Below are 24,387 nucleotides of genomic sequence, written 5' to 3'. Positions count from 1 at the left end.
CATGAAAAACTTCCTGTCGTTTGCATTTGTATCTTTCGCTCTTCTTGCTGTGCCCGCTTTTGCTGAAACACCAGCAGCAGCGCCGGATGCCAAGACTGTTGCACAACCAGTTGCAGCCGCCCCCGCAGCTGCACCAGGCGCAGCGCCTGCAGCAGTACCGGTAGCAGTACCAGGCCAACCCGCAGCAGCCCCCGCTGGTCCAAATACTATTGCGCCATCAACACCTCAGCCTAAAACCGAAGTCTTGACGGATGAAGCAGTGGAAGATGTGCTAAAAGATATTACCATGCACAAGCGCCCTAATGATTTTGCTGGCGCACAACAACTCGCTATCCAAAACCGTCAGGAACGTATGGAGATGCTGCAAAAGTCGATGGAATGCGTTCAAAAAGCTGCCACGGTTGAAGACTTATACGCATGTCAGGCAGATGAGCGTAAAAGCCTTGATAAAATCTGGCTTTCATACTGCGATACAACCGTGTCCTTCCTTGGTACCCGCCGCGTAGCAAAAAATAATGCTAAGGGTAATCAGCAACTTGAAGCCCGTCCAAAGGCTTCGGAATGTGATCGTGCCATGGCCGCTGTGACTGGCAGACCAGTTTTTCAAAAACCAGCTGAGGACGTACAGCAATAACATAAAGGGTCTGGAATGCGCGTTTGGGATTTAAGAGCGTTCCTTTTTATCATGCCGCTGGTCGCCGCCGTTCCTGTTTGGGCGGAAGCGCCAGCTGCAAGCCCTAAAGATGAAAAAATCACCATCGAAGCCAAACAGCATGAAGTCGGCCAAAAAGAAGCCAGCCAAAAAGAAGATGGCGTAAAATCAAACCGCAAATTTCCTGATTTTGTGTTTGCCTTATCTGATGAAGATAAAGCGAAGATGGATATTCCACCTGCCTTGTATGCTGATTTCTGGAAAAAATGGCATTTCGTTGGTGCGCGCTGGCGTCAGGATATTCACGAATTCCGTTTGACGTATGCCAATGATCTTGCATGGAATACACTAATTGAACAGCGTACCGATTACCCAGTTGGTGCAATGTTCGGTAAGCTGGTGTATCCCGCTGAAGAAGATTTGGCCCTGCCCAGCAGCGTCATGCCATCACGTTTTTTGAACCGATTGATGGTGATGTTATGGGACCCAAACCACAAGAAAAAATCTGCCGACGGCTGGACATATCTGCGCTTTATCAATCCTGATCCGCGCGCGCCGCAGGACCCCGCCAATACTGGCATTTGGGGTGTAATGTCGGATGCAGAAATCAAGGCCTGCGTTGAATGCCATGCGCGTGCGGCTGACCGCGGTGCTGTATTCTCCCAACCACAATTCCTTTTTGCAGATAGCAAAGAAACGCCGCCTGTTAAAGACAAGGCGGTATTATCCAACCGCTTTAGTGAATCGATGAAAGATCTGGATCCCAAGAAAGTTCCACGCATCGCATTGAACCTGATTAATAGTATTGACCAGTGGAAAGGCCGCCCGCTTAAAGGTTATGAAGGCGATTTTTTTGCTGGCGCGCTGGGTGAAATGGGGCCTGTGCTGGCAAAAATTGCACAAAAAGATACGGGTTCGATTTTCCTAATCTATGACCGAACAGATCCTGATACGCTGGAACTCGCATCCAGTATCAAAAAAACCAACTATGAAAACTGCGTGGGGTTGGTCCGCTTGCGCGGCTCTGCTGTAAATTTCATTAAAGAAGGCGGCAAGCGGCGCAAGCTGGAACAGAATGGTGATGCCGCTTATCCTGCTGCTGCGGAAGATGACGGTGACGCGCTTGTGAAGAAGGGGCCGCAGGGCGTTATCGTGCGCGATGTATCGAAAGAATATAAGCCATCTGCCATGCTATTTATCACCTGCGGTGGCCAAGGCATCAGCAGGCAAATCTTGCCATTGGTCTATACAGCAAAAGATAGAGATGGCTTGCCCAGCTATTCATTTGCGCCAGCCGTGATTGAATAGGCGATTATCGAACAGTTCAACTTAAGGTTTAAGTGTTTTCAGATACGCGATGATATCAGCGCGGTCTTCTGCTTTTGGTACGCCGGGATAGGTCATGCGTGTTCCGGGTGCATAGGATTGAACGCCAGTTAAAAAAGCATTCAGATTTTCTTCAGTCCAGATTTTATCCTGCATGGATTTCAATTTCTCTGAATACACAAATCCTTTTTTGGAAGCATGATGCGAACCGACAATTCCGAACAGGTTTGGACCAAAACGAACTGGGCCATCTTCATCGAAGGTATGGCATTCAATGCACATATGCACGAGGCTATGGCCGCGTCGAGGATCAGCTTTGTTGATGAGATCTTGAAGTGCCGCGCGTTGCTCAGCACTGGCTGGATCATCGTCTGCATCATCAATTTTATTCTCACTCGAATGTTCGCTTGGTTTTTCTTTTTGCTTTTCTTGAAGCACTGGAAGCGGCGCTGTTTTATTCGGTGACCCTAAATGGAACCACGTTGCTGCGCATAGCGCAGCAATCAGAATGACTAGCAAAAACCAATAAGGACGTTTAGCGCGCGTTGACATTCTGATTCCTGAAAAAGATGGTTGGTAATGTAAAATTAACCATGATTTAGAAAGACAGTAAACTTATTTGCAGTTTATCTGATTTGTGCTGCGCGGCACATACCGATGTTAAGCTTGTGACAAAATGTATCGCATGATGATTCACGATTGATTATCAAAGACATCACAAATTGCGGCAGAATTTCCCAAGAAAATTTGAATGGCATTTTAACAAATTTGTAACCGTATCAATTAAGAAACCGGCAATTGTTTTAACCTAAAGTGCATGTTGAATTCAAAATTCTAGTGGGAGTCTTATATGCGCACTTTATTTGTCTTGCTTGCTTTGTGCTTCTCATTAGCGGGAACACAAGTTAATGCTCAAACGACAGATTTAGATTGGGTATCCAAATGGGGTACGCTTGATCTGAAGTCAGCAGACGATCCTGTGATCCCATCAGATCGCCATGGCGTTAAACGCGATATTAAAGCGGCGGTGATGGGCTGTAAGCCAGCGCCGCAAGATCCCAATTTTTCAAAGCTTAAAGGCTATGAAGTAGACTTTGACGGTGATGGTCTCAAAGATATTGTCATCGATCCCGTTGGCTACTTTGGTGGTGAAGCAAAACTTGATACATGCCCTGTACGCATCTGCCGTGAAGATGGCTGTAACTTGCCGGTCTATCACAATGATGGCGATACCCAAATTATCGAAGGGAAACCAACTGCACTCGATCCATGCCCGGCAACTGCTGAACTGAACGTAACATGCCGCAAGGAATGTTCAGCAACAGAAAAACAATGCCCTGCATTATTTAATCATGCACGTAACGTCGCATGGTCAGGCTATGTGCTGGCTTCAACCTTCATTTCGCCAGATGCGTATTTGTCAATGCGTGAAGCAAATAAGAATACATTCCCAGATAAGCGCTACATTTACCGTGATAAAATCAATAACAATCCGGTATTCCGTATCGTGCGCGATCGCAGCTATTGCAACCTCGAGGAAATGGACGCAAACCACGACGGCGTAGTGTCCAGCAGCGAAGGATGTATCAAATACATGCAACATACCACCAGCAAGAGCCTTTGCTCAGGCGCTGATGGTTGCTTTGTGGATATGTACTATCCGACTGTGATTGTAAACGCAACCGATGACGCAGCACGTTACATTGATAGTATCTTGGTTGGTACGTCTGCGCGTGACTTCTTTGATAGCTCGAAGTCGGTAGGCGGCCGCGGTGCAACCAGCATCGATGGTATTGACATTAAAGGTCAAGGCTTCAAGCTTCTATCTGGCCATGGTCTTGCCTCGCAGGTTCCTAACTTCGACGTAAATGCGAACGAAGGCGAAACCTGTAAGGATGTAACCTATAACGAAGAAGTATGTACCGACGGCTTTGGCCGCAAGACTGTTGGCGAAGATGGCCAGCCAGTTTGCCATACCGAAGTGAAGGTAAAGAAGGTGTGCACCAAGCCTGAAGCTAACCTTCAGTTTGTTTGCAAGGAATACTATAACCGCTCTGATAAGGATATCTTCATCCCAGCAGAAACGGATATTGAATATGTATCCTTCATCAACGCTGCGCAGCGCGGTAGCATACCCGATGTAAGCATCCGTGAATGTGAACGCAAGTTCACCCCATGGGTTGGTACAACATCATGCAGCGCTGTAACTCTGGCTTGCAATGAAGTACGCAAGATTGCCGCAGAACGTAACTGTATCCGTTCGACATCATCGAAGGGTGCATGCAGTGAGTGTGCCGGTAAAGATACGCAGATTATCGACGGTTTCCGCGATAGCTGTAGCTTCTTTGCAGAGTGTGTTGGCGAACCATGCCCAGAAGTACACAACTTCTGTGTAAGCGCAGACACCAAAATCTTGCTGGCTGATGGCACCGAAAAAGAAATCGATGCTATTAAAGTGGGCGACATTGTAAAAGCCTTCGACAGCAAGCACCCGCTTAAGGATCTTAAAGATGCCAAGGTGAAGTCTGTTATGATTACCGGCGAGAAACAAGTTCTCAAGCTGAATGATCTGAAGATTACCTCGGTACACAAGGTCATCCTTGAAGGAGGTAAGGTGGTTGAAGCCAAGAACGTGAAGATTGGCGACAAGATCATCGGTGCCGATGGCAAGGTGATTGTAGTTAAAGAAATCACCGAAAACAAAACCCCGGTTACCGTATATAACCTGGATGTGGAAGGTGCAGACGGATATATCGCAGGCGGCTTGAGAGTGCTGGATTATCCAGTTCCTGAGAAGAAATAACCGTCGGTAAGCGACGTACCAGATATCAAACGAGGGACCCGGCGTCCCTCGTTTTTTATTGGTGGTTTTGGTTACAAAAGTTTATAATTCCCCCAGATTCTCTTACGTAAGGATTGGTTCATGAAGTACTCCTTAGCATTCGCCGCCATCTTCGGTTTTCTAACATTTGTTGCTGAGCCAGCTTTGTCCGCTGATGCGCCTGCACCGCAACCTAACTTTGGCCCTGAAATTCGCTACAAGCCCGAACAGCGTTTCGCCGTTCCAACCAACAAGGCAACCGGTTTGAACAACGCAAAAAACGTGGTCATCAAGGAAGTTTCTCTGAGCAGCCTTCCCGAATATATGCGCATACAGGCAGATACCCTTTCTGAAACCTGCACCAAGGATATAGAAAACAAAAAGCTGCTCAAATTCTATCGCTACACATCCGATGCAACACGTGATAATTCGGTTTCTGCTAGTTATCTTATAGATTTCGCGGGATGGGCTGATAAGCCGATGCAAACATGTGTTCTTGGCACTGCGTGCAATAAGGATGGCTGTATGCTGGTAGGCTATAATTCAACCGCCTATGAAAAATGGAACCAGCACTTTATTCTCCGTCAAAAAAGCTGGGAACATAAGAATGTGGAGGACAGCAGGCTGAAAACCATTTTGACTGTTTTTGGTCTTACGACGAAATGCAAAGGCGCGCCTGCGGCAGATAAAAAAGAAGATGATGGCTGTCCTGTCCAGCGCATATGGCTTGAAAGCGGTTTTGTGGAGTATAAAAATGGCGGCATGCTTGATAACGTAATGCCGTTTGTCGATACGCCGCAGGAAGTTCCAGATGCGGTAACGCCCCCGACGGAAGCAGCTCCCGCTGAAGCACCGGCAGAGACACCCGCAGAAGCTCCAGCGGAGCAGACCGAGTAGTGCTACTGGTTGAGCTTCATACCCTCAACCAGCTTGCCTGCATTGTATTTAAACATCGCCTGATAACTGGAGGCTGGGCCATCCTTGGGGGATAGTGCATCCGCATAAAGCGGCGCACCAACGCTAACCTTGGCTTCTTCTGCCAGTTGTTTAATGACTTTTTCGCTGGCCATGTTTTCAAAAAATACGGCTTTTACGCCTTCCTGCTTCAGTTGGGTTATCATTTCCTTCATGCCTTTGGCGCTTGGCTCGGCTTCGGTGCTGATGCCAACGGGCGCTTTGAACGTCACACCGTAAGCATCAGAAAAATATCCGAATGCATCATGCGATGTAATCACCTTACGCTTGCTTGCGGGTATCTGCGCAATTTCTGCTTTTACCCAGCTATCTAATGCGGCTAATTCGCTATCCAGCTTTGCGGCATTGGCTTTGTACTGCGCGGCATGTGCGGTGTCTGCCTCGCTTAGTGCTTTGGCAATATTGTTGATATATAAACGGCCATTACTCAGGCTTTGCCATGCATGGGGGTCGGTAACAGCAGTTCCATGTTTGTGTCCATGCCCGTGGTCATGCTCGTCTTCTTCCTCAGTCATGGTGCGTGTATGGTTTAAGCCTGTGCTTACTGTTACGAGTTTGCCTTTGTAATCAGCTGATTTAACTAGGCGTTCAATCCATCCTTCAAAGCCAAGCCCATTGATGAATACGATAGATGCGCGGGCAACTTTTTTTCCATCGGCGGGTGTGGGCTGGAATACATGCGCATCGCCATCTGGGCCAACCAGCGTCTCGACTTCAATTAAATCGCCGCCAACCTGCTTGACCATATCGCCAAGAATAGAAAAGCTGGCGACAACTTTTAGTGGCGCCGCGTGCAAGGGAAGGGAAACTATAGACATAGCTATGGATATTGCGGCGAGGAGCTTGCGCATGTGCTTATCCTTGTGGTCAGTTTTCAAGATGCTTGGCAGGGTAATATCGTGCCCGGACGCTGCCATATCGCCCGAACAAGAGTGAAGCAATATAAACGCATCCGGCGGTCAGAATAATCGCAGGGCCCGAAGGAACATTTTCATAATAGGAAACAAGCAGGCCAATAAAGCCTGAACAAATTCCAATTCCGCATGCGGTGAGTGATAGGGATAGGAAATGCCGTGCCCAAAACCGCGCAGCAGCTGCGGGCAGCATCATTAATCCAACTGCCATGAGTGTGCCCAGGGCCTGAAACCCCGCAATCAGGTTGATTACGACCAGGACAAGAAAAAGCAAATGATACAAGGAACCGAACCGGTTCACCGAGCGCATGAAAATAGGGTCAAAAGCTTCAGTAAGAATAGGGCGATAAAATAGCGTAAATAAAACGAGCGTCACACTGGTTACGCCTGCCATTAATTGCAAGGAAGTCTTATCAATCGCAAGTACCGACCCGAATAACAGATGCACCAAATCAATGGTGTTGCCGTGCAGTGAAATCAGTAGCACACCCAAAGCCAGTGCAATCAGGTAGAACGCAGCAAGGTTCGCATCTTCACGCAAGATGGTGGTACGGGTAACAATCCCAACGCATAGTGCAACAAGAATACCGGCGATTAGACCGCCAAGGCCCATTAATGGCACCGATAAGCCGCCAATTAAAAATCCAGCGGCAATGCCGGGCAATACGGCGTGCGACATGGCTTCGCCCATTAAACTCATACGGCGTAAAATAAGCAGTACACCTAGCGGCCCGGCGCCAAGGGATAAAATAATGCAGCCGATAAGTGCGCGGCGCATGAATACGTAATCAGCAAAAGGACTGATAATGGTGTTGATAAGCTCCATCACGCTGCCTCATCACTCATTGTATCACGGCGGCAGGCCACCGCATCATCATGCCAGTGTTGCGATAATTCCTGCGCAGATGCCAAATGTTTATCAGTTAATGCCGTGGCGGTTGGGCCCCATGCAACGATTTCTCGCGCTAGAATAAGCGTTTCGGGGAAATGGTGTTTTACCTGCTCCATATCATGCAACACCGTTAAAACTGTTTTGCCCTTTTTATGCCAGGCTTCGATCAAATGCAGCAAATCATGCGCGGTGCGTGTATCTATCGCGGAAAATGGTTCATCTAATAAAAGAATATCCGCATTTTGTAACATTAGCCGTGCGAAGAGCACGCGTTGAAATTGCCCTGATGATAATGCGCCGATTGAACGCTGCGCGAATGCTTCCATGCCAACTTCGTCTAGCGCAGCTAATGCCTGCTCGCGTTGCTTTAAAGAAACACTTCCAAAATTGCCGCAGCTTGGCCAATGCCCCATCATCACTACATCGTAAACCGAAAGCGGGAAAGTGCGGTCAATCTCCGCAATCTGCGGCAAGTAGCCGATGCGTTTTTTATTTGCTTCGGTAAAATTCAATTCGCCTGACATGGGTTTGATAAAACCGGCAATAGTTTTTAGCAGCGTGCTTTTGCCAGAACCATTTGGCCCAATCACAGCCGTTAAACTACCACTGCTAAATGTGCCTGAAACATGGTGGATGGCGGGGTGGCGGTCATAACCGGCGGTGATATTTTTAATCTGAATTCCCATTTAGCCCACCAGTGCCCAGATACCTACCAGCAGCCATGCCATCCATAAAAGGCGGGTGAGTGCTGAAGCAGAAAGGGCGGTTGGGATTGGTTTAAAATGTGATGCGCGATGTGCCATGGCATGGTGGTAGCACGGTTTTCTTATTGATACAATATATCATTTTAATTTTGTATGTTAACGGATATAATCTAGACACAATTAAGATCTAGGAAGGCCGTATGAGCAAGCATCACAAGCATAAACGCAATAAGCAGCATTTTATTGCCGTGGTTACTGACCGCGTGAAAGCGCGGGGTGAGCGCATGACGGAGTTGCGCCTTGATGTATTAAATTTGCTCTTGCAGCAAACCAATCCTATCGGCGCTTATGATTTGCGCGATAAACTGAATAGCCAAAAAGAAAAAGCTAACGAAAAGAAAATCGAACCTGCCAGCATTTATCGTTGTCTTGATTTTTTGGTGTCGCTGGGTGTGGTGGTAAAACTGGAAAGCCAAAATGCCTTTATACTTTGTGAACATGTGGACGAACAGCATCAGCACGTATTGATGCTCTGTAACGGTTGCGGCGCTACCGCTGAATTGCATGATGATGTTGCTGTGCGTCGCCTTGATAAAAATGCGATATCGCTTGGGTTTACCCCGCAGCATCATGTGCTGGAAATTCATGGAACATGCCGCGAATGCCAAGCTTGATACGTATTATACTTTTGCTTGTTGTTTTTGTGCTCCCCTGTCCGTTATCTGCGCACCCGCATGCGTGGATATCGATGAAAACTGCCTTTGTATTCAATGATAAAGGGCAGATCATCGCCATGAAGGAGCATTGGCTGTTTGATAAGATGTACACTGCTTTTGCGTTGCAGGATTTTGATCCCAATCATAATGGCAAGCTCGACAAAGACGAGCTGATGGAGCTCGCCCGTGAAAACCTGAAAGGCCTTAAGGAATTTAATTATTTCACTGTTGTAGAAATGGATGGTGATAAAAAACTGGCTTTTGGCGAACTCTCTGCGATGGATTCGTATTTGGAACATGATCAAATTGCGATTGATTTTACGCTGCCCTTTGCTGAACCATTCGATGCCAATAAACAAAAGCTTACCTACCGCATTTATGACCCGACCTATTACATCGATATGGGGCATTACGAAAAAGAACCTGTACATTTCGAAGGACCCGCGCCCAAAAACTGCAATTTTGAAATTGCCCACCCAGCCGTTGATATAAATTTAATTGCATCCGCCGCAGCGCTCGATAAAAAAGCCACCGCACCAAAAGATTTTGGCTATTCCTTTGCTGAAAAGGTTACCATCACATGCAAATAACCGACATTGTTCAGGTCATTCAGGATGGCCAGCGCATCTTTCATGATACGATAATCAATGATTTGCAGATGATTAAAGGTGGCGCACTGTTATCCACCTTCAGTCTGATGTTGGTCGGGTTTCTATACGGTGCATTCCATGCAATAGGTCCTGGGCATGGAAAGGTGATTGTATCCAGCTACATGCTGGCCAATGAAAACAGTTTGAAGCGCGGGTTGGTTATTGTGCTCTTGTCATCGCTGATGCAGGCGCTGGTTGCGATCACGGTTGTTATTAGTTTTTTCTACATCCTCAACCTTGCGCGTGCGCAGGCTGAATATGTTGTGTCCATGCTTGAGATTGTAAGTTACGGGATCTTGAGCTTGTTGGGCATGGGCTTGATTATACGCGGCGCAAAAGAATTATTTGCGCTATCTAAGTCCAAGCACCACCATCACGTGCATTGCAATCATCACCATCATGATGAGCATTGCGGTCATGCGCATGGGCCAGAAATGGCAAAGCTGGAAAAGAAGCATGATTTGCCATCCATCATCGCTATTATTATTTCGATTGGTATCCGCCCTTGCACGGGTGCGGTGTTATTGCTGTTCCTTGCCTGCATCATGGGCGTTGTATTGCCGGGCATTTTTGCGATTTTTGCAATGGCGATTGGTACTGCGCTAACCACCAGCATTCTGGCTGTAATTACGGTTAAATCTAAAAACATGGCACTGGGTTTTATCAAAAAATCCGAGCACAAAATGCATCTGGCGCATGGACTGCTAAGTATTACTGGCGGTTGTATCGTGATTTTGGTGTGCGCCAGCTTTCTAACGGTTGCCGCAAACAACATCAAGCCAATGCCGGATGAAACCAGGAAAGCACTCCCACTGATGCACTTACCAAATCGCTGATGTTATGATTACTTCATGCCTGCAATACGCAGCAGGCCGGTTTCCAGATCGCCCTTGAACAAGTCAAGGTTATTGCGCACACGTGCGGTGGTCATGATGCCAATAATAAATACATCCATCTCGCGTGCTTTTTCTTTAATCTGGTGATCTTCAATAATATTGAGTGATACAGCTTCACGCAAAATTTGTTCCAGAAACAGTGTTGCATTTTCGAGTTTGCGTTCAACCGCTTGGCGCAGCGTTTCATCCTGCATGCTCATTTCACTGCCAAGCGATGCGTAGGGGCAGCCGCATACATGGCCGATTGCATCAAATTTTTCTTTCTGCTGATCGTAGATAAACTGGCTCAGCATCTTGATTTTTTCTTTTGGCTTCGCTTGTGCTGAGAGAATCTTTTTAATTTCGGGTTCGATTTGTTGCCAGTGGTCGTCCAGCGCTGCAATAGCCAATGAATTTTTGCTTGGGAAGAAATGGTAGAAGCTACCTTTGTTAACATTTGCGCGGCGGCAAATATCATCAACACTTACGCCGCTATAGCTGTTCTGCCATATAAGTGTATGGGCTGCTTCCAGTAATCTTGTGCGCGTATCGGCGCTATGCGTTGCTGTGCTAGGTTGTGCCATCGTAAAACTGTTTTCAGGTTATCATTTAGGTTGGGTTGACTGCCTAGTCAACACCCTCTATATATTGTATCTCATTTTGGAGAAACTAATGGTTGTATTCAATCGAAAAAATCTATTTTTGTTTGCTATTGTAATTATTGGAGTAATTTCCAGTGCGCGACTGTTTGTCGCGCATGCCGAAGGCCCCCCCGCCATGCCTCCACCGCCGCCTATTACGATGGCCGCGGTATTGGAAAAAGATGTGATTGAGTGGAGTGAGTTTTCTGGCCGCATCGAAGCAATGGATGCAGTTGAAGTAAAACCAAAAGTTTCCGGCACCATTGAAAAGGTGCATTTCCAAGACGGCGCGATGGTTAAAAAAGGTGAGATCCTATTTACAATCGACCCGCGCCCTTACAAAGCCGAGTATGACCGTTTAACAGGCACACTTGCCGCTGCAGAGTCAGCGCTCGTAAATGCAAAGCAGGAAATTGCCCGCGCCAAGAATTTAATGGCAACCAAGGCGATTTCAAAACGGGAATATGACGAACGCGCAAGTGCGCTTCGTATTGCCGAAGGTAATATGCGTGCAGCCAAGGGCGCTGTGGAAGCAACCCGCTTAAATATGGAATATACTGATGTTGTTGCCCCTATTTCTGGGAAGATTGGCCGCGCTGAAATCACCGAAGGCAATACGGTGAACGCTGGCGGTTCTGCCCCGGTTTTGGCCCGTATTGTTGCGCTTTCCCCGATTTACATCAGCTTTGAGGTGGACGAACAAACCTTCCTTTCCCATATCCAGCATTACCCTGCCGATGCGTTGAAACAAATCCCGGTTCAAGTTGGTCTGGCTAATCAAAAAGACACTCCCATTTCTGCAACCATCCACTCGTTTGACAACCAGTTGAATGTGTCCTCTGGAACCATTCGTGTTCGCGCAATTAATGATAACGCCGATGGCAAATTGGTGCCTGGCCTGTTCGCGCGCGTGAAACTTGGCACACCGCGGGCTGAAACGCGTTTGCTAATTAGCGAAAAGGCAATCGGTACTGACCAAAGTAAAAAATACGTATTCGTTGTGAATGACAAGAACATGGCGGAGTACCGCGAAGTCACCTTAGGTTCCATCGTCGATGGTCTTCGCGTAGTGAACAGCGGCTTGAAAGCTGGCGATAAGGTGATTGTCAACGGCCTGATGCGCGTTCGCCCCGGTGCGCCGGTAACCCCCGATTTGGTGGATATGCAGACGGAAGCTTCGCCAACAGCAAATTCCGGCACTCCAGTCGCGCAGCCTGCCGAAGCAAAGCCGGAAGTAAAACCTGATGTAAGACCTAGCGAAGCAAAAAAAGATGACGTACCTGTGCTTATCCCTGCCGAAAAAGAACCGATTAAAGTTCAGGATATTCCATCAAGCGTTGATCAGCCAAAGAAACCCGAGTAGCCAGAGCAGTTTATGAATATCTCCAACACGTTTATTGATAAACCCATTCTTGCTTCGGTTTTATCGCTTTTCATCTTTATTGCAGGGCTGATTTCGCTCCCGTTGATGCCCATTTCCGAATATCCGGAAGTTGCGCCGCCATCGGTTGTGGTGCGCGCTGCTTATCCGGGCGCGAACCCCAAAGTTATTGCTGAAACCGTTGCTGCTCCACTTGAAGAAGCCATTAACGGCGTTGAAGACATGCTGTACATGTCATCGCAAGCTACAACTGACGGTAATGTGAATATTACCGTTACGTTCAAGCTGGGTTCCGATGCGGATAAAGCGCAGCAATTGGTGCAAAACAGAATTTCGCAGGCATTGCCGCGCCTTCCCGATGTTGTGCGCACCATTGGTGTGACGTCTGCAAAAAGCTCTCCCGACCTGACATTGGTGGTGCACTTATTTTCCCCCAACGACCGCTATGATATGCTGTATCTGCGCAATTACGCGCTGCTTAATGTCAAAGACCGTTTGGCGCGTATAGAAGGTGTGGGGCAGGCATTGTTATTCGGCGCGGGTGACTATGCGATGCGCGTCTGGCTTGATCCGCAAAAGGTCGCCGCCCGTGGTTTGAACGCCAGCGATGTTGTAAATGCCATTCGCGAACAGAATATTCAGGTTGCGGCAGGTATCATCGGTGGTTCGCCCGCTGCGAAAGATGTGCATTTTGAATTGCCCGTGAATGCGCAGGGCCGTTTACAAACCGTGGAGGAATTCGGGGATATTATTTTAAAAGCAGGGCAGGATGGTTCCATTACGCAATTAAAAGACGTGGCACGCCTTGAACTGGGTGCTTCGGAATATTCGCTGCGGTCATTGCTGAACAACAAACCTGCTGTTGCGGTACCTATTTTCCAAAGCCCCGGCGCAAACGCGATTGAAATCTCTGACCGCATCCGCGCGATGATGGAAGAATTGAAAAAGGATTTCCCCGAAGGCGTTGATTACAGCATCGTGTACGACCCCACCGTATTCGTTCGCCAATCGATTGAAAAAGTTATTCATACATTGCTCGAAGCTGTGGCTCTGGTGGTGCTTGTGGTCATTATCTTTTTGCAAACATGGCGCGCATCCATCATTCCGCTATTGGCTGTACCGATTTCTATTATCGGGACATTTGCCTTCATGCATTTGTTTGGCTTCTCGATTAATGCGCTATCACTGTTCGGGCTTGTGTTGTCGATTGGGATTGTGGTGGATGACGCGATTGTGGTGGTTGAAAACGTCGAACGAAATATTGAAAACGGACTTAAGCCGCGTGATGCCGCATTTCAAGCGATGAAAGAGGTGAGTGGGCCGATTATTGCCATCGCGCTCGTGCTGTGTGCCGTGTTTATTCCTATCGCATTTATCAGTGGTCTTACGGGCCAGTTCTATCGCCAGTTTGCGCTTACCATTACCATCTCTACGGTTATTTCTGCGTTTAACTCTCTCACTTTATCGCCAGCGCTGGCGGCATTGTTGCTCAAGAGCCATGATGCGCCAAAGGACGCGCTCACCAAGGCCATGGATAAGTTGTTCGGCCCCTTCTTTAGCTGGTTCAACAAATTTTTCCGCGCCAGTTCTAATAATTATTCACACGGTGTTGCCAAAATTCTAGGACGTAAAAGCATTGCGATGATGATTTATGGTGGCTTGATTGCTGCCACGTTCTTGTTATTCGGCATGGTCCCTGCGGGGTATGTGCCATCGCAAGACAAGCAATATCTTGTTGCATTCGCGCAGTTGCCCGGTGGCGCATCGCTTGAACGCAGCGAAGAAGTTATCCGCACCATGTCTGAAATTGCATTAAAAGAGCCCGGCGTTGAAAGCTCGGTTGCGTTTCCTGGTTTATCAATTGCGGGGTTTAGCAACAGCCCGAATGCCGGTATCGTGTTTACAACCCTGAAACCGTTTGAAGAACGTATGTCGCCAAATTTATCAGGCGCTGCGATTGCCGCATCACTCACGCAGAAATATGCAGGCATTAAAGATGCGTTCACCGCTATTTTCCCGCCGCCACCTGTATCGGGCCTTGGTACAATCGGCGGATTTAAATTGCAAATCGAAGATCGCGGCGATGCCGGATATGATGAATTGAATAATGTCATGATGCAGGTGCAGAATAAGGCCCGCATGTCCAATTTATTGGATCCATGGAGCGTGTTCAGTTCCTACCAGATCAACGTGCCGCAGCTGGATACCGAAGTAAACCGCGCGAAAGCCAAACAGCTGGGTATTCCGCTGACCGAAGTATTCAACACCATGCAGATTTATCTGGGTTCACTGTATATCAACGACTTCAATAAATTTGGTCGTACCTTCCGCGTGGTCGCACAGGCCGATGCGCCGTTCCGCGCGCATCCTGAAGATATTTTGCAGCTTAAAGTGCGTAATTATAACAATGAAATGGTGCCGCTTGGTGCGATGGTAAATGTAAAGGAAACTTACGGTCCTGATCGCGCCATGCGTTATAACGCATTCCGTTCTGCTGACCTGAATGGCGGGCCGGCACGCGGCGTTTCATCGGGTCAGGCGCAGGAAGAAATCGAACGCATTCTCAAGGAAACCTTGCCAAAGGGCATGAGTTATGAGTGGACAGATTTAACCTATCAGCAAATTCTTGCTGGCAACACGGCATTGCTTGTCTTCCCACTGTGTGTGTTGTTCGTTTTCTTTGTGCTCGCCGCGCAATACGAAAGCATCAGTCTGCCGCTTGCCGTTATCTTGATTGTTCCGATGTGTCTTCTTTGCGCTATTACAGGTGTGTGGATTATGGGCAAGGAGAATAACATTTTTACCCAAATTGGGTTTATCGTCCTGGTGGGGCTGTCGTGTAAAAACTCGATTTTGATTGTTGAGTTCGCGCGCGAATTGGAAATTCAAGGCCGCAGCATTGTCGATGCAGCGATTGAAGCCTGCCATTTGCGCCTGCGCCCGATTTTGATGACATCCTTTGCCTTTATTATGGGGGTAATTCCCCTGGCAACTTCCACTGGCGCTGGTGCAGAAATGCGCCGTGATATGGGCGTTGCTGTGTTTTCGGGAATGCTGGGTGTAACCTTCTTTGGCCTGTTCCTTACGCCGGTATTTTATGTTCTCATTCGTCAGCTGGCGACGCGCAATAAAAAACAAATCCCGCAGCAAGGGGCCCACCATGAATAAGGTAGCCATGAATAGAATTATCGTCACCGTTTCTTCCTTGCTGCTCGCAAGCTGCACCCTCGCACCTGATTTGGTGATGCCCGATACGCAAACACCCGAAGCATTCAAGGAAGCTGCAAAGGCACCAGCATCCAACGAAAAAATTGCGGATGGTGCGTGGGCACCCGCACGCACTGATTTATTGGCGGGCGGGCCATGGTGGTATGTATTTAATGACAAGCAACTGGATGAACTGATCGCAGAAGCAAAACAGCAAAACCCAACACTCGAAGCAGCAAAAGCCCGCCTCGAACAGGCACGCGCGCGTTCAGGAATTGCAGATAGTACATTATTCCCGCGCCTTGATGTGGGTGCTGGTCCAACAATTGGTCAGCCATCAGCCGTTTCGCTTGGCTTACCCCATGGCAGCATGTCAAAAACCACCTATACCTATACGGCTTCGGGCACGGTTTCATATGAAGCGGATTTGTTTGGTGGTAATCGCGCTGCATCGAATTCAGCAGAATTGAGTGCTGCAAGTGCCGAGGCAGCCTATCATGCTGCGATGCTATCGCTCGAAGCAGATGTCGCGCAGGCCTATTATGCCCTGCGTTCACTTGACCGCGAACAGGAAATTTTAAATACCACGCAAAAGCTTCGCGAAGAAACCCGCGATTTGACCAAGCGCAGTTTAAAAATCGGTGATGTCAGCGAACTTGACGTTACGCGCGCTGAAGCCGAGCTTGCGCAAACCAAGTCCGAAAGTTTGGAAGTAGGCAGACGGCGCGCCGAAGCCGAACATAACCTTGCATTATTGCTGGGTAAGCCGCCCGCCAAATTGAATATGAAAAAGAATGCCATTTCCGGTGTTCCGCCTGTTGTTCCTGCGGGCGTACCATCGGAATTGCTTCAGCGCCGCCCGGATATTCAAGCTGCGCAAAAGCAAATGGCAGCAGCAAATGAACGCATTGGGGTTGCCCGTGCCGCTTTCTGGCCAGTGCTTAACCTCACGGCGTCGGGCGGGTTCCAATCCAACCAACTGGGCCAGCTCTTTGACTGGTCAAGCCGCACATGGCTATTGGGACCGCTCGTTGGCACTATGCTGACTGCACCTATCTTTGATGCAGGTCGTAATTTCTCCAACCTTGCGTTGAGCAAAGCGGAATTTCAAGAAGCCGTTGCCAATTACCGCCAAAGTGTGTTGGTTGCGTTTAAGGAAGTTGAAGACCAGCTGAGTGGACTGCGTTATCTCAAAGGTGAAGCCGAAGCACAAGCCGAAGGGGTTCGCGCGGCGCGCAAAGCATTCTCGATTGCCAAGACGCGTTACGAAAATGGCTATATCAGCTATCTGGAATTTATCGATGCGCAGCGCTCACTACTTGCCGCTGAGCGTGGCGAAGTACAGGTCCTTGGTGGTCGTTACGTAGCCACCGTGCAGCTTATCCGCGCGCTGGGCGGTTCATGGAGTACGAAAGATATGCAAACCGCAACTCCAGTAGTAGCCCCAGAAACTGCAACCGTTGATTCTGCCAAGAAAACCAACCCGTAACGCAGTTTTTGAGACTCTATACGTAGTGGCTTTTTTCTCTTATCCTTCAGGGCTATCCGCCTGAACCAAGAGACAATCCTTTCGTGACTCCAGATAAAAATCTTTCGCTATTCCAACGCATGTCCAAGCCTTCGAACGAAGCGGAACTGCCAGCCTATCTGCATGTGCCCTTGCAGCAAAAGGCATTCACAATAGCCGATTCAGATTACAAGCTGACTGATGTTGAAAAACAAATGCGCCATAGCGGTTTGTTGTTTGATTATCTGCACCGCCGTTTTGGCCGTGATGGCGGTGCGCTTAATACGGTTTTATTGACCGAAGATTTATTGAAATGGCTTAATCAGCCCGCGCCCGGCAATTATCCATTGCCGATTACCAATTTACTGTGGCTGATTGCCAATTATGTTACGCCGTTTGACCGTCTATGCGATATCAAAACCAAAAAAGGTATCGAAGATTTATATACCGAGGTTGCAGGTAAATATTATGTAGGCATGAATTTGCCATCGCGCCTGCTTCCCGATGCCGTATTTGATTATTTAGCGCAGGATTATCCCTGCGCACGCTCGCCGCATGAACCAGCACTGCCGTTATCCCGTGGCATGGCACAAGTGTGGCGTGATTTTATACCCGAAGTTCCTTTTGCTCCCGCTGATGCGATGGCGCGTATCACTTTTTTCATGCGCTTTTTAATGCTTGTGCAAATGACCGAAATTGATTTGCGGTTATTTTCTCCGCAACTGGTCAAATACCTCAACGGGCCATTATTCCCCAGCGATATGAATAATGTACATGCAACGGGGCTAATTTACGAAGTACTTCGTCTTGCCGGAATGGGCGATGTGGCGGGTTGGAAAAATCCAAGCCAGGTTACCGATTATATAAAGCGTTTTTACAATGGCGCATTTGCAACGCTGCCCTTGCCAAAATCGGTTGGAGAGCATCATCTAGCATTGGCATCCCAGTTTGGGTTGCTGCAAAAGCCGCCTATATTTTTAGCGGGTGATACCAAGGCACGTAAGAAATATATTATGGAAGATGAACCTGCGCTGCCGCAGGACACCGGTAAAGCATGGGTAAACCTGATTGATGTTGGCGAAACCAACGCAACTTTTAATAGTATTACGCGCCGTTTGATACAGGCCATTCAAACCGCGCAGGTATCGATGACCACGTTGTTGCCGCCCTATGAACCCTATCTTGGCATTGTGAAGGCAAATAACTTAATTACCTCGCCATGGGGCAAATTGAATATTTTTGCGGTGGATGCCAGCAAGTGCGCCGATGTAATGCTATCGCAGGGCCTTTCAACCATGAATGGTCGCACCAATATCGGCTATTGCACATGGGAGACCAGCAAGCTACCCCGCGCGCATCGCGCTGGTCTTGATTTGCTCGATGAAATATGGGTTCCCAGTGAATATGTAAAATCGGTATTTGCAGTAGCAACCAGCAAGCCCGTACATGTTATGCCATACCCTGTCACGGTCATGCAGCCCAGCCCAGATATATCACGCAAAACATACGGTCTGCCGAATGATGTGTTTGTATTTGTTACTGCGTTTGATTGTTTTGATTTAATGGCGCGCAAGAACCCGCTTGCCGTTGTTGCTGCGTTTCAGCGTGCATTTCCGAATAATCCTGATGTGCGGTTACTTATTAAAACACGCAATATTGAAAAAGGAAATGCGCCGAAAGAACATGCTGCTCGCCATAAATTGCAGGAAGCAGCGCAAAAAGATACGCGCATTATCCTTTATCACAATAATTACTCGGATGTGGAAATGGCGTCCTTCCTCAATCTGGCTGATTGTTATGTCAGCTTGCATCGTTCCTCTGCCTATGGACGAACGATTATGGAATCCATGCTATTGGGCAAGCCTGTTATCGTAACGAAAGGTTCCGGTACTGCCGATTTTGCAAATGTTAAAACCGCATTACTGGTCGATGCAGTGGAGTGCAGTATTGTCTATGATGCCTATAAATTCCTTGATCAGGAAAAAGGCCATCAATGGCTCGACCCTGATCTTGCACAGGCAACCAAAGCCATGCAGCGTGTTGTGGAAGATAAGGCTTTTGCCGCAAACCTTGCCAAGGCAGGGCAGGCGCATATTGCGGCCAATTATAATCCTGAAGTTACTGGCGCACGGTTGCGTAAGCGTATTGAGGAATTGATGAAATGATCTCAGTCATTCTGTACGGTCGCAATGATAGTCATGGTTATAATCTGCATAAACGTGCGGCCATCAGCTTGAACTGCATTGCCGAAGTGTTGACCGATAAGGACGATGAAATCATATTTGTGGATTACAACACGCCTGATGATTTCATTACATTCCCTGAAGCGATTGCCGATACGCTGACGCCGCGTTGTAAATCCATGCTGCGCATCATTCGCGTGCGCCCCAAGCACCATAACAAATACTTTAAATCCCAAACGGATTTGGTTGCGCTGGAACCTGTGTCGCGCAATGTGGCGTTTCGGGCCAGCAATCCGAATAACCGCTGGATGTTATGCACCAATACCGACATGGTTTTTGCCATGCATGATGACAGCAAGTCGTTATCCGATGTGGTACGTGACTTGCCAGACGGGTTTTATGAACTGCCGCGTTATGAAATGCCCGATTTATTATGGGAAGGGCTCGCCCGCAGCAACCCCAAAGAAAATATCCGCCTCATGAAGGAATGGGGCATGCGATATCACATCAATGAAATACTTGAACGTGGGGAGTTTGCGCTCTTTGATGCGCCGGGTGATTTCCAGCTATTCCTGCGCAAGGATATTTTTGCGATGGACGGGTTTGATGAGCGTTATAACCTTGGTTGGCACATGGACAGCAATTTATGCAAACGCTTTTATATCAAATACGGCGAGACCTTATCGGCAGATAAATGGTTGGCAGGTTGGCATTGCAACCATACCCGCACACAAAGTATTGCGCATGGCGCGGGCCGCAAATCGAACTCCTGGGATGAGGTTGTGCATCAAATCGTACGCCCCGATGTACCGGAGCAGCGTGATACATGGGGCTTGGTCAATGAAAAACTTGAGGAGGTTCGTTTAACCGATAAGCGCAAAACTGATGTGCTCGCCGCATTAAATTCGCTTTGTCCGACAGCCGCAAAAGAACCATATCATTTTCCGAATTATTCGGGTGATTGGGTGCCGTGCCCGCCTGAACATCTCAAGCCCTATCTTGCGGATATTCTTTATCCGTTCCACCGTGATCATGTTGCAGGCTATATGGGCTATAGCACCGAACAGTTTGGTGCATTTGTTGAAGTATGGAAGCAGCTGGGTTTTACCGGAAAAATCTTGCTTATTGGCCGCGAACAACAGGCCGAATTTGCTCAAAAATCAGGCCTTGCTGACTTACAATGTGTTTCGCCGGAAGAAGCGGACGCGCAATGTACCATTTTTATAGCTGGTTATAAGGAATGGCGCGGCGAAGATTTTCAGGTTGATAAAGAACACAATGAGCAGCTCATCAAAATTATGGAAACCATGTTGCAACTGGAACAGCAGCGCGTTCCAATTCCTACCCATGCGCCGCGAAAATTCATTGTAACCAATGGTAACCAGTTCGAGATGTGCCGCTTGTTGCAAGCCTATACCAATATGCAGGAAACACCGTTTGGCACACGAATCCGCCACGGCTATGTCGGTGCAAAAAAGGCCAAATAACGTGCAAATCACTTGCTAATTCTTGCATCCAGCCCCGTTTAACGACACAATTCTAAATTCGTTATTTCTGGAGCGTATTTCGTAATGTCTTCTCTATCTCTTTCCGTTATTGGCCTTGGAAAGCTTGGCTCTCCCTTTGCTGCGGTCATGGCCGCCAAGGGCTATCGCGTAACTGCGGTTGATAAGAATAAAAAATTCGTCATGGCTATTAATGGCGGCATAGCCCCTGTGCCGGAACCGCAATTACAGGAATTCATCAAAAAAGGTCGCGCCCGTTTGCGCGCCACAATGAATATGGAAGAGGCGGTTCTGAATTCCGATGTCACGTTCATCATCGTGCCGACCCCTTCTGGCAAAGATGGTGTATTCAATAACGCCTTTGTGCTTAGTGCGATAAAGGAAATGGGGCCGGCCATTAAAAAGAAAAAAACACGGCATATTATTGTGGTCACATCTACGGTAATGCCCGGCTCTAGCGATAGTATTATCCGCGAGACGATTGAGAAAGCGACCGGCAAGATTGTGGGCGATAGCATCGGGTATTGCTATAATCCTGAATTTATCGCGCTGGGCAGTGTGATTGGCGATATGCTTGATCCTGACTTTATTTTAATTGGCGAATCCGATGCGCGGTCAGGCAAAACCGTCGGCGATATCTACAAAAAAGTGTGCGGCAAGGACACCATTTTGCACCGTATGAACTGTGTGAACGCCGAACTTACTAAACTCTCGATTAACACCTTTGTCACCGCTAAAATTTCTTATGCGAATATGCTCACTGATATTTGCGAACGCTTGCCCGGCGCAGATGTGGATGTAGTGACAGCGGCCGTCGGCGCTGACAGCCGTATCGGCAAAAAATATCTTAAAGGGGCGGTGGCTTATGGTGGCCCCTGCTTTCCGCGAGACAACATCGCGTTATCGATGATGGCGCGCAAATTGGGTGCGCGGGTTGATTTATCCTTTGCGACTGACCGCATCAATGATTATCAAACAGAGCGTTTGAATAAGCGCATTGAGAAAATGTTTCCGTCCGGCGCGCATATCGGTATTGCCGGCATGTCGTATAAACCAGATACGCCCGTAATTGAACGCAGCGCGGGTATGGCGCTTGCCGCGCAATTGCTGCGCAATGGCTATAAGGTATCGATTACCGACCCGCTTGCCGCAAAAGCAGCAAAAGCAGCGTTAAATGACAAAGTGTCGGTTGTTCCTGACATTAAAACGCTTGGCGCAAAAGTGGATGTGTTGCTGGTGATGAATGCGCAACACGAATATCGCAAGCTCACTATTGGTAAGCGCAAAAATCCGTTGGTGATTTTCGATTGCTGGCGCATATATGACCCGAACAAATTTGGAAAGAAGGCTGTATTGCTGGCACTTGGCCGCGGCAACAGTTTTGTAAAGAAAAAGGCAGGATAAGATGACCGTGAATTTAGCTAAAGATGCAAAAAATGATGTAATCGTAGTTACAGGCGCGGGTGGTTTCATCGGCGGTCATCTGGTTGCACGATTACGCACTCAAGGTTTTACAAAAATACGTGCGGTTGATGTAAAACCGCTGACCGAATGGTATCAGCGTTTCGACGATATTGATAACCGTCAAGGTAATCTCAAGGAGATGCAGACCTGTTACAATGTCTGCAAGGATGCAAAGATTGTGTTCAACCTTGCTGCGGATATGGGCGGCATGTGGTTTATCGAACGGTTTAAGGCCGAATGCATGTTATCGGTGCTGATTAGCACCAATATGTTATTGGCGGCACGTGACAGCGGGGTTGATCGTTTTTTCTATGCATCATCTGCGTGTGTTTATAATGCCGAGAAACAAAAACAGGCAGCCGTAACACCCTTGCGAGAAGAAGATGCATATCCAGCGTTATGTGAAGATGGCTATGGCTGGGAAAAACTGTTCTCCGAACGTATGGCGCGCCATTTTATGGAAGATTATTTTATGACCACGCGGGTTGCGCGGTTCCATAATGTGTATGGCCCGCAAGGCACCTATGATGGTGGGCGCGAAAAAGCCCCCGCGGCCATTTGCCGTAAAATCGCTAATGCCAAAATTTCCGGTCACCACGAAATTGATATATGGGGTGATGGCGAGCAAACCCGCAGCTTTATGTACATTGATGATTGTTTGGAGGGATCCATGCGCATCATGGAGAGCGATTGCAACGTGCCGCTGAATTTGGGCAGTGATGAATTGGTGACAATTAATCAAATGGTCAGCATCGTCGAAGGTATCGCAGGCATTAAGCTTAAACGCAATTACCAATTGGATGCACCGCAAGGTGTACGTGGCCGTAACAGCGACAATACCAAGATAAAAAAAGAAATTGGCTGGGCGCCGGGTATTACCTTGCAAACGGGTTTGGAAAAAACCTATGCGTGGATTTATAACGAATTGAAGAAGCCAGAGAGCGAACGCAAGGCCGCGTTTGTCGAAAAAACCGATGACCGTTATGCAGGCACTTTGGGTATGTCGGCTTTGGCAGGCCTTCCCAAGGATATTCCGGCGATGGGTCTGTTCAAATCAGAAGATAAAGCGAAGAAGTTTGTTTAGTGGGCAACCGCAGTTACGCACACATGCCAACCAAAGCGTTTTTCAAGCCAGCGAAATAATGGTTTCGGCATCCACGCAAAAAACCACTCGAAGCGATAGATGTATTTCACATAATCAGGAATGAAATACGGAAAAATGTGATCAACAAAAATATCTTTCACTTCAAACCCCTGCCGTTCCACATATTCGGTCAAGGTTTTCTTGGTATAGATATAAGTTACGGGGCAGCCCGTTTGTGCTTCGGAATGTTTGGCAATCAGCGCATCCGTTTGATCAAAGCGGAAGCCTTCCTGCGCTAATATCCAAAACACTTTCCACGACCATTTGTAATACATCATAATTTTAATTTCAGTGCCGGGCTTGGCGTATTTGCGAATTTCTGCCAGCGCAACATCAGGATGCGGGGTGTGGTGTAACACGCCGAATGAATAGATAAGATCGTATGTTTCTACAGGAACTGTTTTGCTTAGCTCTTCGGAGTTACAATTATAAAATGTGATTTTATCGGCAAGCCCCATAACCTCTGCACGCTGCTTGGCAAGGTTCAAACTTTCGGTTGATAGATCAACCGCTGTCACGGTCGCACCTGCACGGGCAAAATTGATGGTGTCGGTGCCAAGCCCGCAGCCGATTTCCAATACTTTTTTGCCATTCCACCGTTCAAACTCGGCAAACCCGGGAATATGCGGTTCAACAAAATATTTACGTGCCTCAACCTCGTCAAAATACTCTTTGGTGCCAACGGGCTTAGTGGAATGGCGGATATTGCATGGGCGCTTATCCCAATAGGATTTCACGTTTTCGATGGGTACTTTGGCAAAATCCATGACGAACCTTTGGCGATAAAAACCGGGATAAGGGGTTGCGGCGGGCACAAGCAATACTATATG

At 47.9% G+C, this 24,387-nt stretch carries 20 protein-coding genes; 14 read left to right on the top strand and 6 right to left on the bottom strand.

Annotated elements, in window-relative coordinates:
- Positions 1-634: hypothetical protein (locus SFW65_08700; GenBank protein MDX1923191.1), on the top strand; the 634-nt coding region annotated here is incomplete at its 5' end.
- Positions 635-685: 51 nt separating this feature from the next.
- Positions 686-1,960: a cytochrome P460 family protein gene (locus tag SFW65_08695; protein ID MDX1923190.1), complete on the top strand. Its 1,275-nt coding sequence runs from the start codon at positions 686-688 to the stop codon at positions 1,958-1,960.
- Positions 1,961-1,981: 21 nt separating this feature from the next.
- Here SFW65_08695 and SFW65_08690 read toward each other — a convergent pair whose 3' ends face one another.
- Positions 1,982-2,530, bottom strand: coding sequence for a c-type cytochrome (locus tag SFW65_08690; GenBank protein MDX1923189.1), 549 nt, complete (start codon positions 2,528-2,530; stop codon positions 1,982-1,984).
- A gap of 298 nt (positions 2,531-2,828) precedes the next feature.
- On the opposite strand from SFW65_08690, the gene SFW65_08685 reads away from it, so the two are divergent.
- Together SFW65_08685 and SFW65_08680 are read left to right on the top strand one after the other, a co-directional pair.
- The gene (locus SFW65_08685; protein MDX1923188.1) at positions 2,829-4,781 is read left to right on the top strand and encodes a Hint domain-containing protein; all 1,953 of its coding nucleotides are present in this window, start codon (positions 2,829-2,831) and stop codon (positions 4,779-4,781) included.
- A 120-nt stretch (positions 4,782-4,901) separates the two neighbouring features.
- Complete coding sequence (locus SFW65_08680; GenBank protein ID MDX1923187.1) at positions 4,902-5,696, top strand: hypothetical protein; 795 nt, start codon at positions 4,902-4,904, stop codon at positions 5,694-5,696.
- Positions 5,697-5,698: 2 nt separating this feature from the next.
- Here the strand turns inward: SFW65_08680 and SFW65_08675 are convergent, their stop codons facing one another.
- From SFW65_08675 to aztA, 3 genes are read right to left on the bottom strand one after another with little or no spacing between them, the layout of a single operon-like run.
- Entirely contained in the window at positions 5,699-6,625 is a 927-nt protein-coding gene (locus SFW65_08675) for a metal ABC transporter substrate-binding protein (GenBank protein ID MDX1923186.1), read from the bottom strand.
- 16 nt (positions 6,626-6,641) lie between these two features.
- Positions 6,642-7,514 (bottom strand): metal ABC transporter permease, encoded by an 873-nt coding sequence (locus SFW65_08670; GenBank protein ID MDX1923185.1) that lies wholly within the window; start codon positions 7,512-7,514, stop codon positions 6,642-6,644.
- Complete coding sequence (aztA, locus tag SFW65_08665; protein ID MDX1923184.1) at positions 7,514-8,266, bottom strand: zinc ABC transporter ATP-binding protein AztA; 753 nt, start codon at positions 8,264-8,266, stop codon at positions 7,514-7,516. The genes SFW65_08670 and aztA overlap by 1 nt, the downstream gene beginning before the upstream one ends.
- A gap of 218 nt (positions 8,267-8,484) precedes the next feature.
- Between aztA and SFW65_08660 the strand changes: the two genes are divergently transcribed.
- The 3 genes from SFW65_08660 to SFW65_08650 are packed head-to-tail and all read left to right on the top strand — an operon-like array spanning position 8,485 to position 10,486.
- Entirely contained in the window at positions 8,485-8,958 is a 474-nt protein-coding gene (locus tag SFW65_08660; GenBank protein MDX1923183.1) for a Fur family transcriptional regulator, read from the top strand.
- Entirely contained in the window at positions 8,937-9,590 is a 654-nt protein-coding gene (locus tag SFW65_08655) for a DUF1007 family protein (protein MDX1923182.1), read from the top strand. The genes SFW65_08660 and SFW65_08655 overlap by 22 nt, the downstream gene beginning before the upstream one ends.
- Positions 9,581-10,486 carry a hypothetical protein gene (locus SFW65_08650; protein MDX1923181.1) on the top strand — a complete coding sequence of 302 codons (906 nt, stop codon included), beginning with the start codon at positions 9,581-9,583 and terminating at the stop codon, positions 10,484-10,486. Before SFW65_08655 ends, SFW65_08650 begins: the two co-directional genes overlap by 10 nt.
- Positions 10,487-10,494: 8 nt before the next feature.
- Here the strand turns inward: SFW65_08650 and SFW65_08645 are convergent, their stop codons facing one another.
- Positions 10,495-11,109, bottom strand: a complete 615-nt coding sequence (locus tag SFW65_08645; protein MDX1923180.1) for a TetR/AcrR family transcriptional regulator — start codon at positions 11,107-11,109, stop codon at positions 10,495-10,497.
- 193 nt (positions 11,110-11,302) lie between these two features.
- Here SFW65_08645 and SFW65_08640 point away from each other — a divergent pair, with 193 nt between their 5' ends.
- From SFW65_08640 to SFW65_08610, 7 genes are all read left to right on the top strand, one after another.
- On the top strand, positions 11,303-12,529 hold the full coding sequence (locus SFW65_08640) for an efflux RND transporter periplasmic adaptor subunit (protein MDX1923179.1): 1,227 nt from the start codon (positions 11,303-11,305) through the stop codon (positions 12,527-12,529).
- Between the two features lie 12 nt (positions 12,530-12,541).
- On the top strand, positions 12,542-15,715 hold the full coding sequence (locus SFW65_08635; protein ID MDX1923178.1) for an efflux RND transporter permease subunit: 3,174 nt from the start codon (positions 12,542-12,544) through the stop codon (positions 15,713-15,715).
- Positions 15,708-17,243 carry an efflux transporter outer membrane subunit gene (locus SFW65_08630; GenBank protein MDX1923177.1) on the top strand — a complete coding sequence of 512 codons (1,536 nt, stop codon included), beginning with the start codon at positions 15,708-15,710 and terminating at the stop codon, positions 17,241-17,243. The genes SFW65_08635 and SFW65_08630 overlap by 8 nt, the downstream gene beginning before the upstream one ends.
- 83 nt (positions 17,244-17,326) lie before the next feature.
- Positions 17,327-19,426, top strand: coding sequence for a glycosyltransferase family 4 protein (locus SFW65_08625; protein ID MDX1923176.1), 2,100 nt, complete (start codon positions 17,327-17,329; stop codon positions 19,424-19,426).
- Entirely contained in the window at positions 19,423-20,931 is a 1,509-nt protein-coding gene (locus SFW65_08620; GenBank protein ID MDX1923175.1) for a hypothetical protein, read from the top strand. The genes SFW65_08625 and SFW65_08620 overlap by 4 nt, the downstream gene beginning before the upstream one ends.
- A gap of 84 nt (positions 20,932-21,015) precedes the next feature.
- Positions 21,016-22,353 (top strand): nucleotide sugar dehydrogenase, encoded by a 1,338-nt coding sequence (locus SFW65_08615; GenBank protein MDX1923174.1) that lies wholly within the window; start codon positions 21,016-21,018, stop codon positions 22,351-22,353.
- 1 nt (position 22,354) lies between these two features.
- On the top strand, positions 22,355-23,497 hold the full coding sequence (locus SFW65_08610; GenBank protein ID MDX1923173.1) for an NAD-dependent epimerase/dehydratase family protein: 1,143 nt from the start codon (positions 22,355-22,357) through the stop codon (positions 23,495-23,497).
- Here SFW65_08610 and SFW65_08605 read toward each other — a convergent pair.
- Positions 23,494-24,324 carry a class I SAM-dependent methyltransferase gene (locus SFW65_08605; protein MDX1923172.1) on the bottom strand — a complete coding sequence of 277 codons (831 nt, stop codon included), beginning with the start codon at positions 24,322-24,324 and terminating at the stop codon, positions 23,494-23,496. The genes SFW65_08610 and SFW65_08605 overlap by 4 nt on opposite strands.
- Positions 24,325-24,387: the final 63 nt, after the last annotated feature.

This window comes from Alphaproteobacteria bacterium (genome assembly GCA_033762625.1).
GTDB lineage: Bacteria > Pseudomonadota > Alphaproteobacteria > UBA9219 > RGZA01 > RGZA01.
The sequence above is the reverse complement of the archived record's forward strand: the minus strand, read 5'-3'. Positions and strand labels throughout refer to the sequence as shown.

Excerpts from the sequence above, each read along its gene's own strand:
- SFW65_08695 (MDX1923190.1), top strand. The coding sequence starts at position 686 with ATGCCGCTGGTCGCCGCCGTTCCTGTTTGGGCGGAAGCGCCAGCTGCA.
- SFW65_08610 (MDX1923173.1), top strand. The coding sequence starts at position 22,355 with ATGACCGTGAATTTAGCTAAAGATGCAAAAAATGATGTAATCGTAGTT.
- SFW65_08605 (MDX1923172.1), bottom strand. The coding sequence starts at position 24,324 with ATGGATTTTGCCAAAGTACCCATCGAAAACGTGAAATCCTATTGGGAT.
- SFW65_08690 (MDX1923189.1), bottom strand. The coding sequence starts at position 2,530 with ATGTCAACGCGCGCTAAACGTCCTTATTGGTTTTTGCTAGTCATTCTG.
- SFW65_08680 (MDX1923187.1), top strand. The coding sequence starts at position 4,902 with ATGAAGTACTCCTTAGCATTCGCCGCCATCTTCGGTTTTCTAACATTT.
- SFW65_08670 (MDX1923185.1), bottom strand. The coding sequence starts at position 7,514 with ATGGAGCTTATCAACACCATTATCAGTCCTTTTGCTGATTACGTATTC.
- SFW65_08645 (MDX1923180.1), bottom strand. The coding sequence starts at position 11,109 with ATGGCACAACCTAGCACAGCAACGCATAGCGCCGATACGCGCACAAGA.
- SFW65_08635 (MDX1923178.1), top strand. The coding sequence starts at position 12,542 with ATGAATATCTCCAACACGTTTATTGATAAACCCATTCTTGCTTCGGTT.
- SFW65_08675 (MDX1923186.1), bottom strand. The coding sequence starts at position 6,625 with ATGCGCAAGCTCCTCGCCGCAATATCCATAGCTATGTCTATAGTTTCC.
- SFW65_08620 (MDX1923175.1), top strand. The coding sequence starts at position 19,423 with ATGATCTCAGTCATTCTGTACGGTCGCAATGATAGTCATGGTTATAAT.
- SFW65_08640 (MDX1923179.1), top strand. The coding sequence starts at position 11,303 with ATGCCTCCACCGCCGCCTATTACGATGGCCGCGGTATTGGAAAAAGAT.
- SFW65_08685 (MDX1923188.1), top strand. The coding sequence starts at position 2,829 with ATGCGCACTTTATTTGTCTTGCTTGCTTTGTGCTTCTCATTAGCGGGA.
- aztA (MDX1923184.1), bottom strand. The coding sequence starts at position 8,266 with ATGGGAATTCAGATTAAAAATATCACCGCCGGTTATGACCGCCACCCC.
- SFW65_08660 (MDX1923183.1), top strand. The coding sequence starts at position 8,485 with ATGAGCAAGCATCACAAGCATAAACGCAATAAGCAGCATTTTATTGCC.
- SFW65_08615 (MDX1923174.1), top strand. The coding sequence starts at position 21,016 with ATGTCTTCTCTATCTCTTTCCGTTATTGGCCTTGGAAAGCTTGGCTCT.
- SFW65_08650 (MDX1923181.1), top strand. The coding sequence starts at position 9,581 with ATGCAAATAACCGACATTGTTCAGGTCATTCAGGATGGCCAGCGCATC.
- SFW65_08630 (MDX1923177.1), top strand. The coding sequence starts at position 15,708 with ATGAATAAGGTAGCCATGAATAGAATTATCGTCACCGTTTCTTCCTTG.
- SFW65_08655 (MDX1923182.1), top strand. The coding sequence starts at position 8,937 with ATGCCGCGAATGCCAAGCTTGATACGTATTATACTTTTGCTTGTTGTT.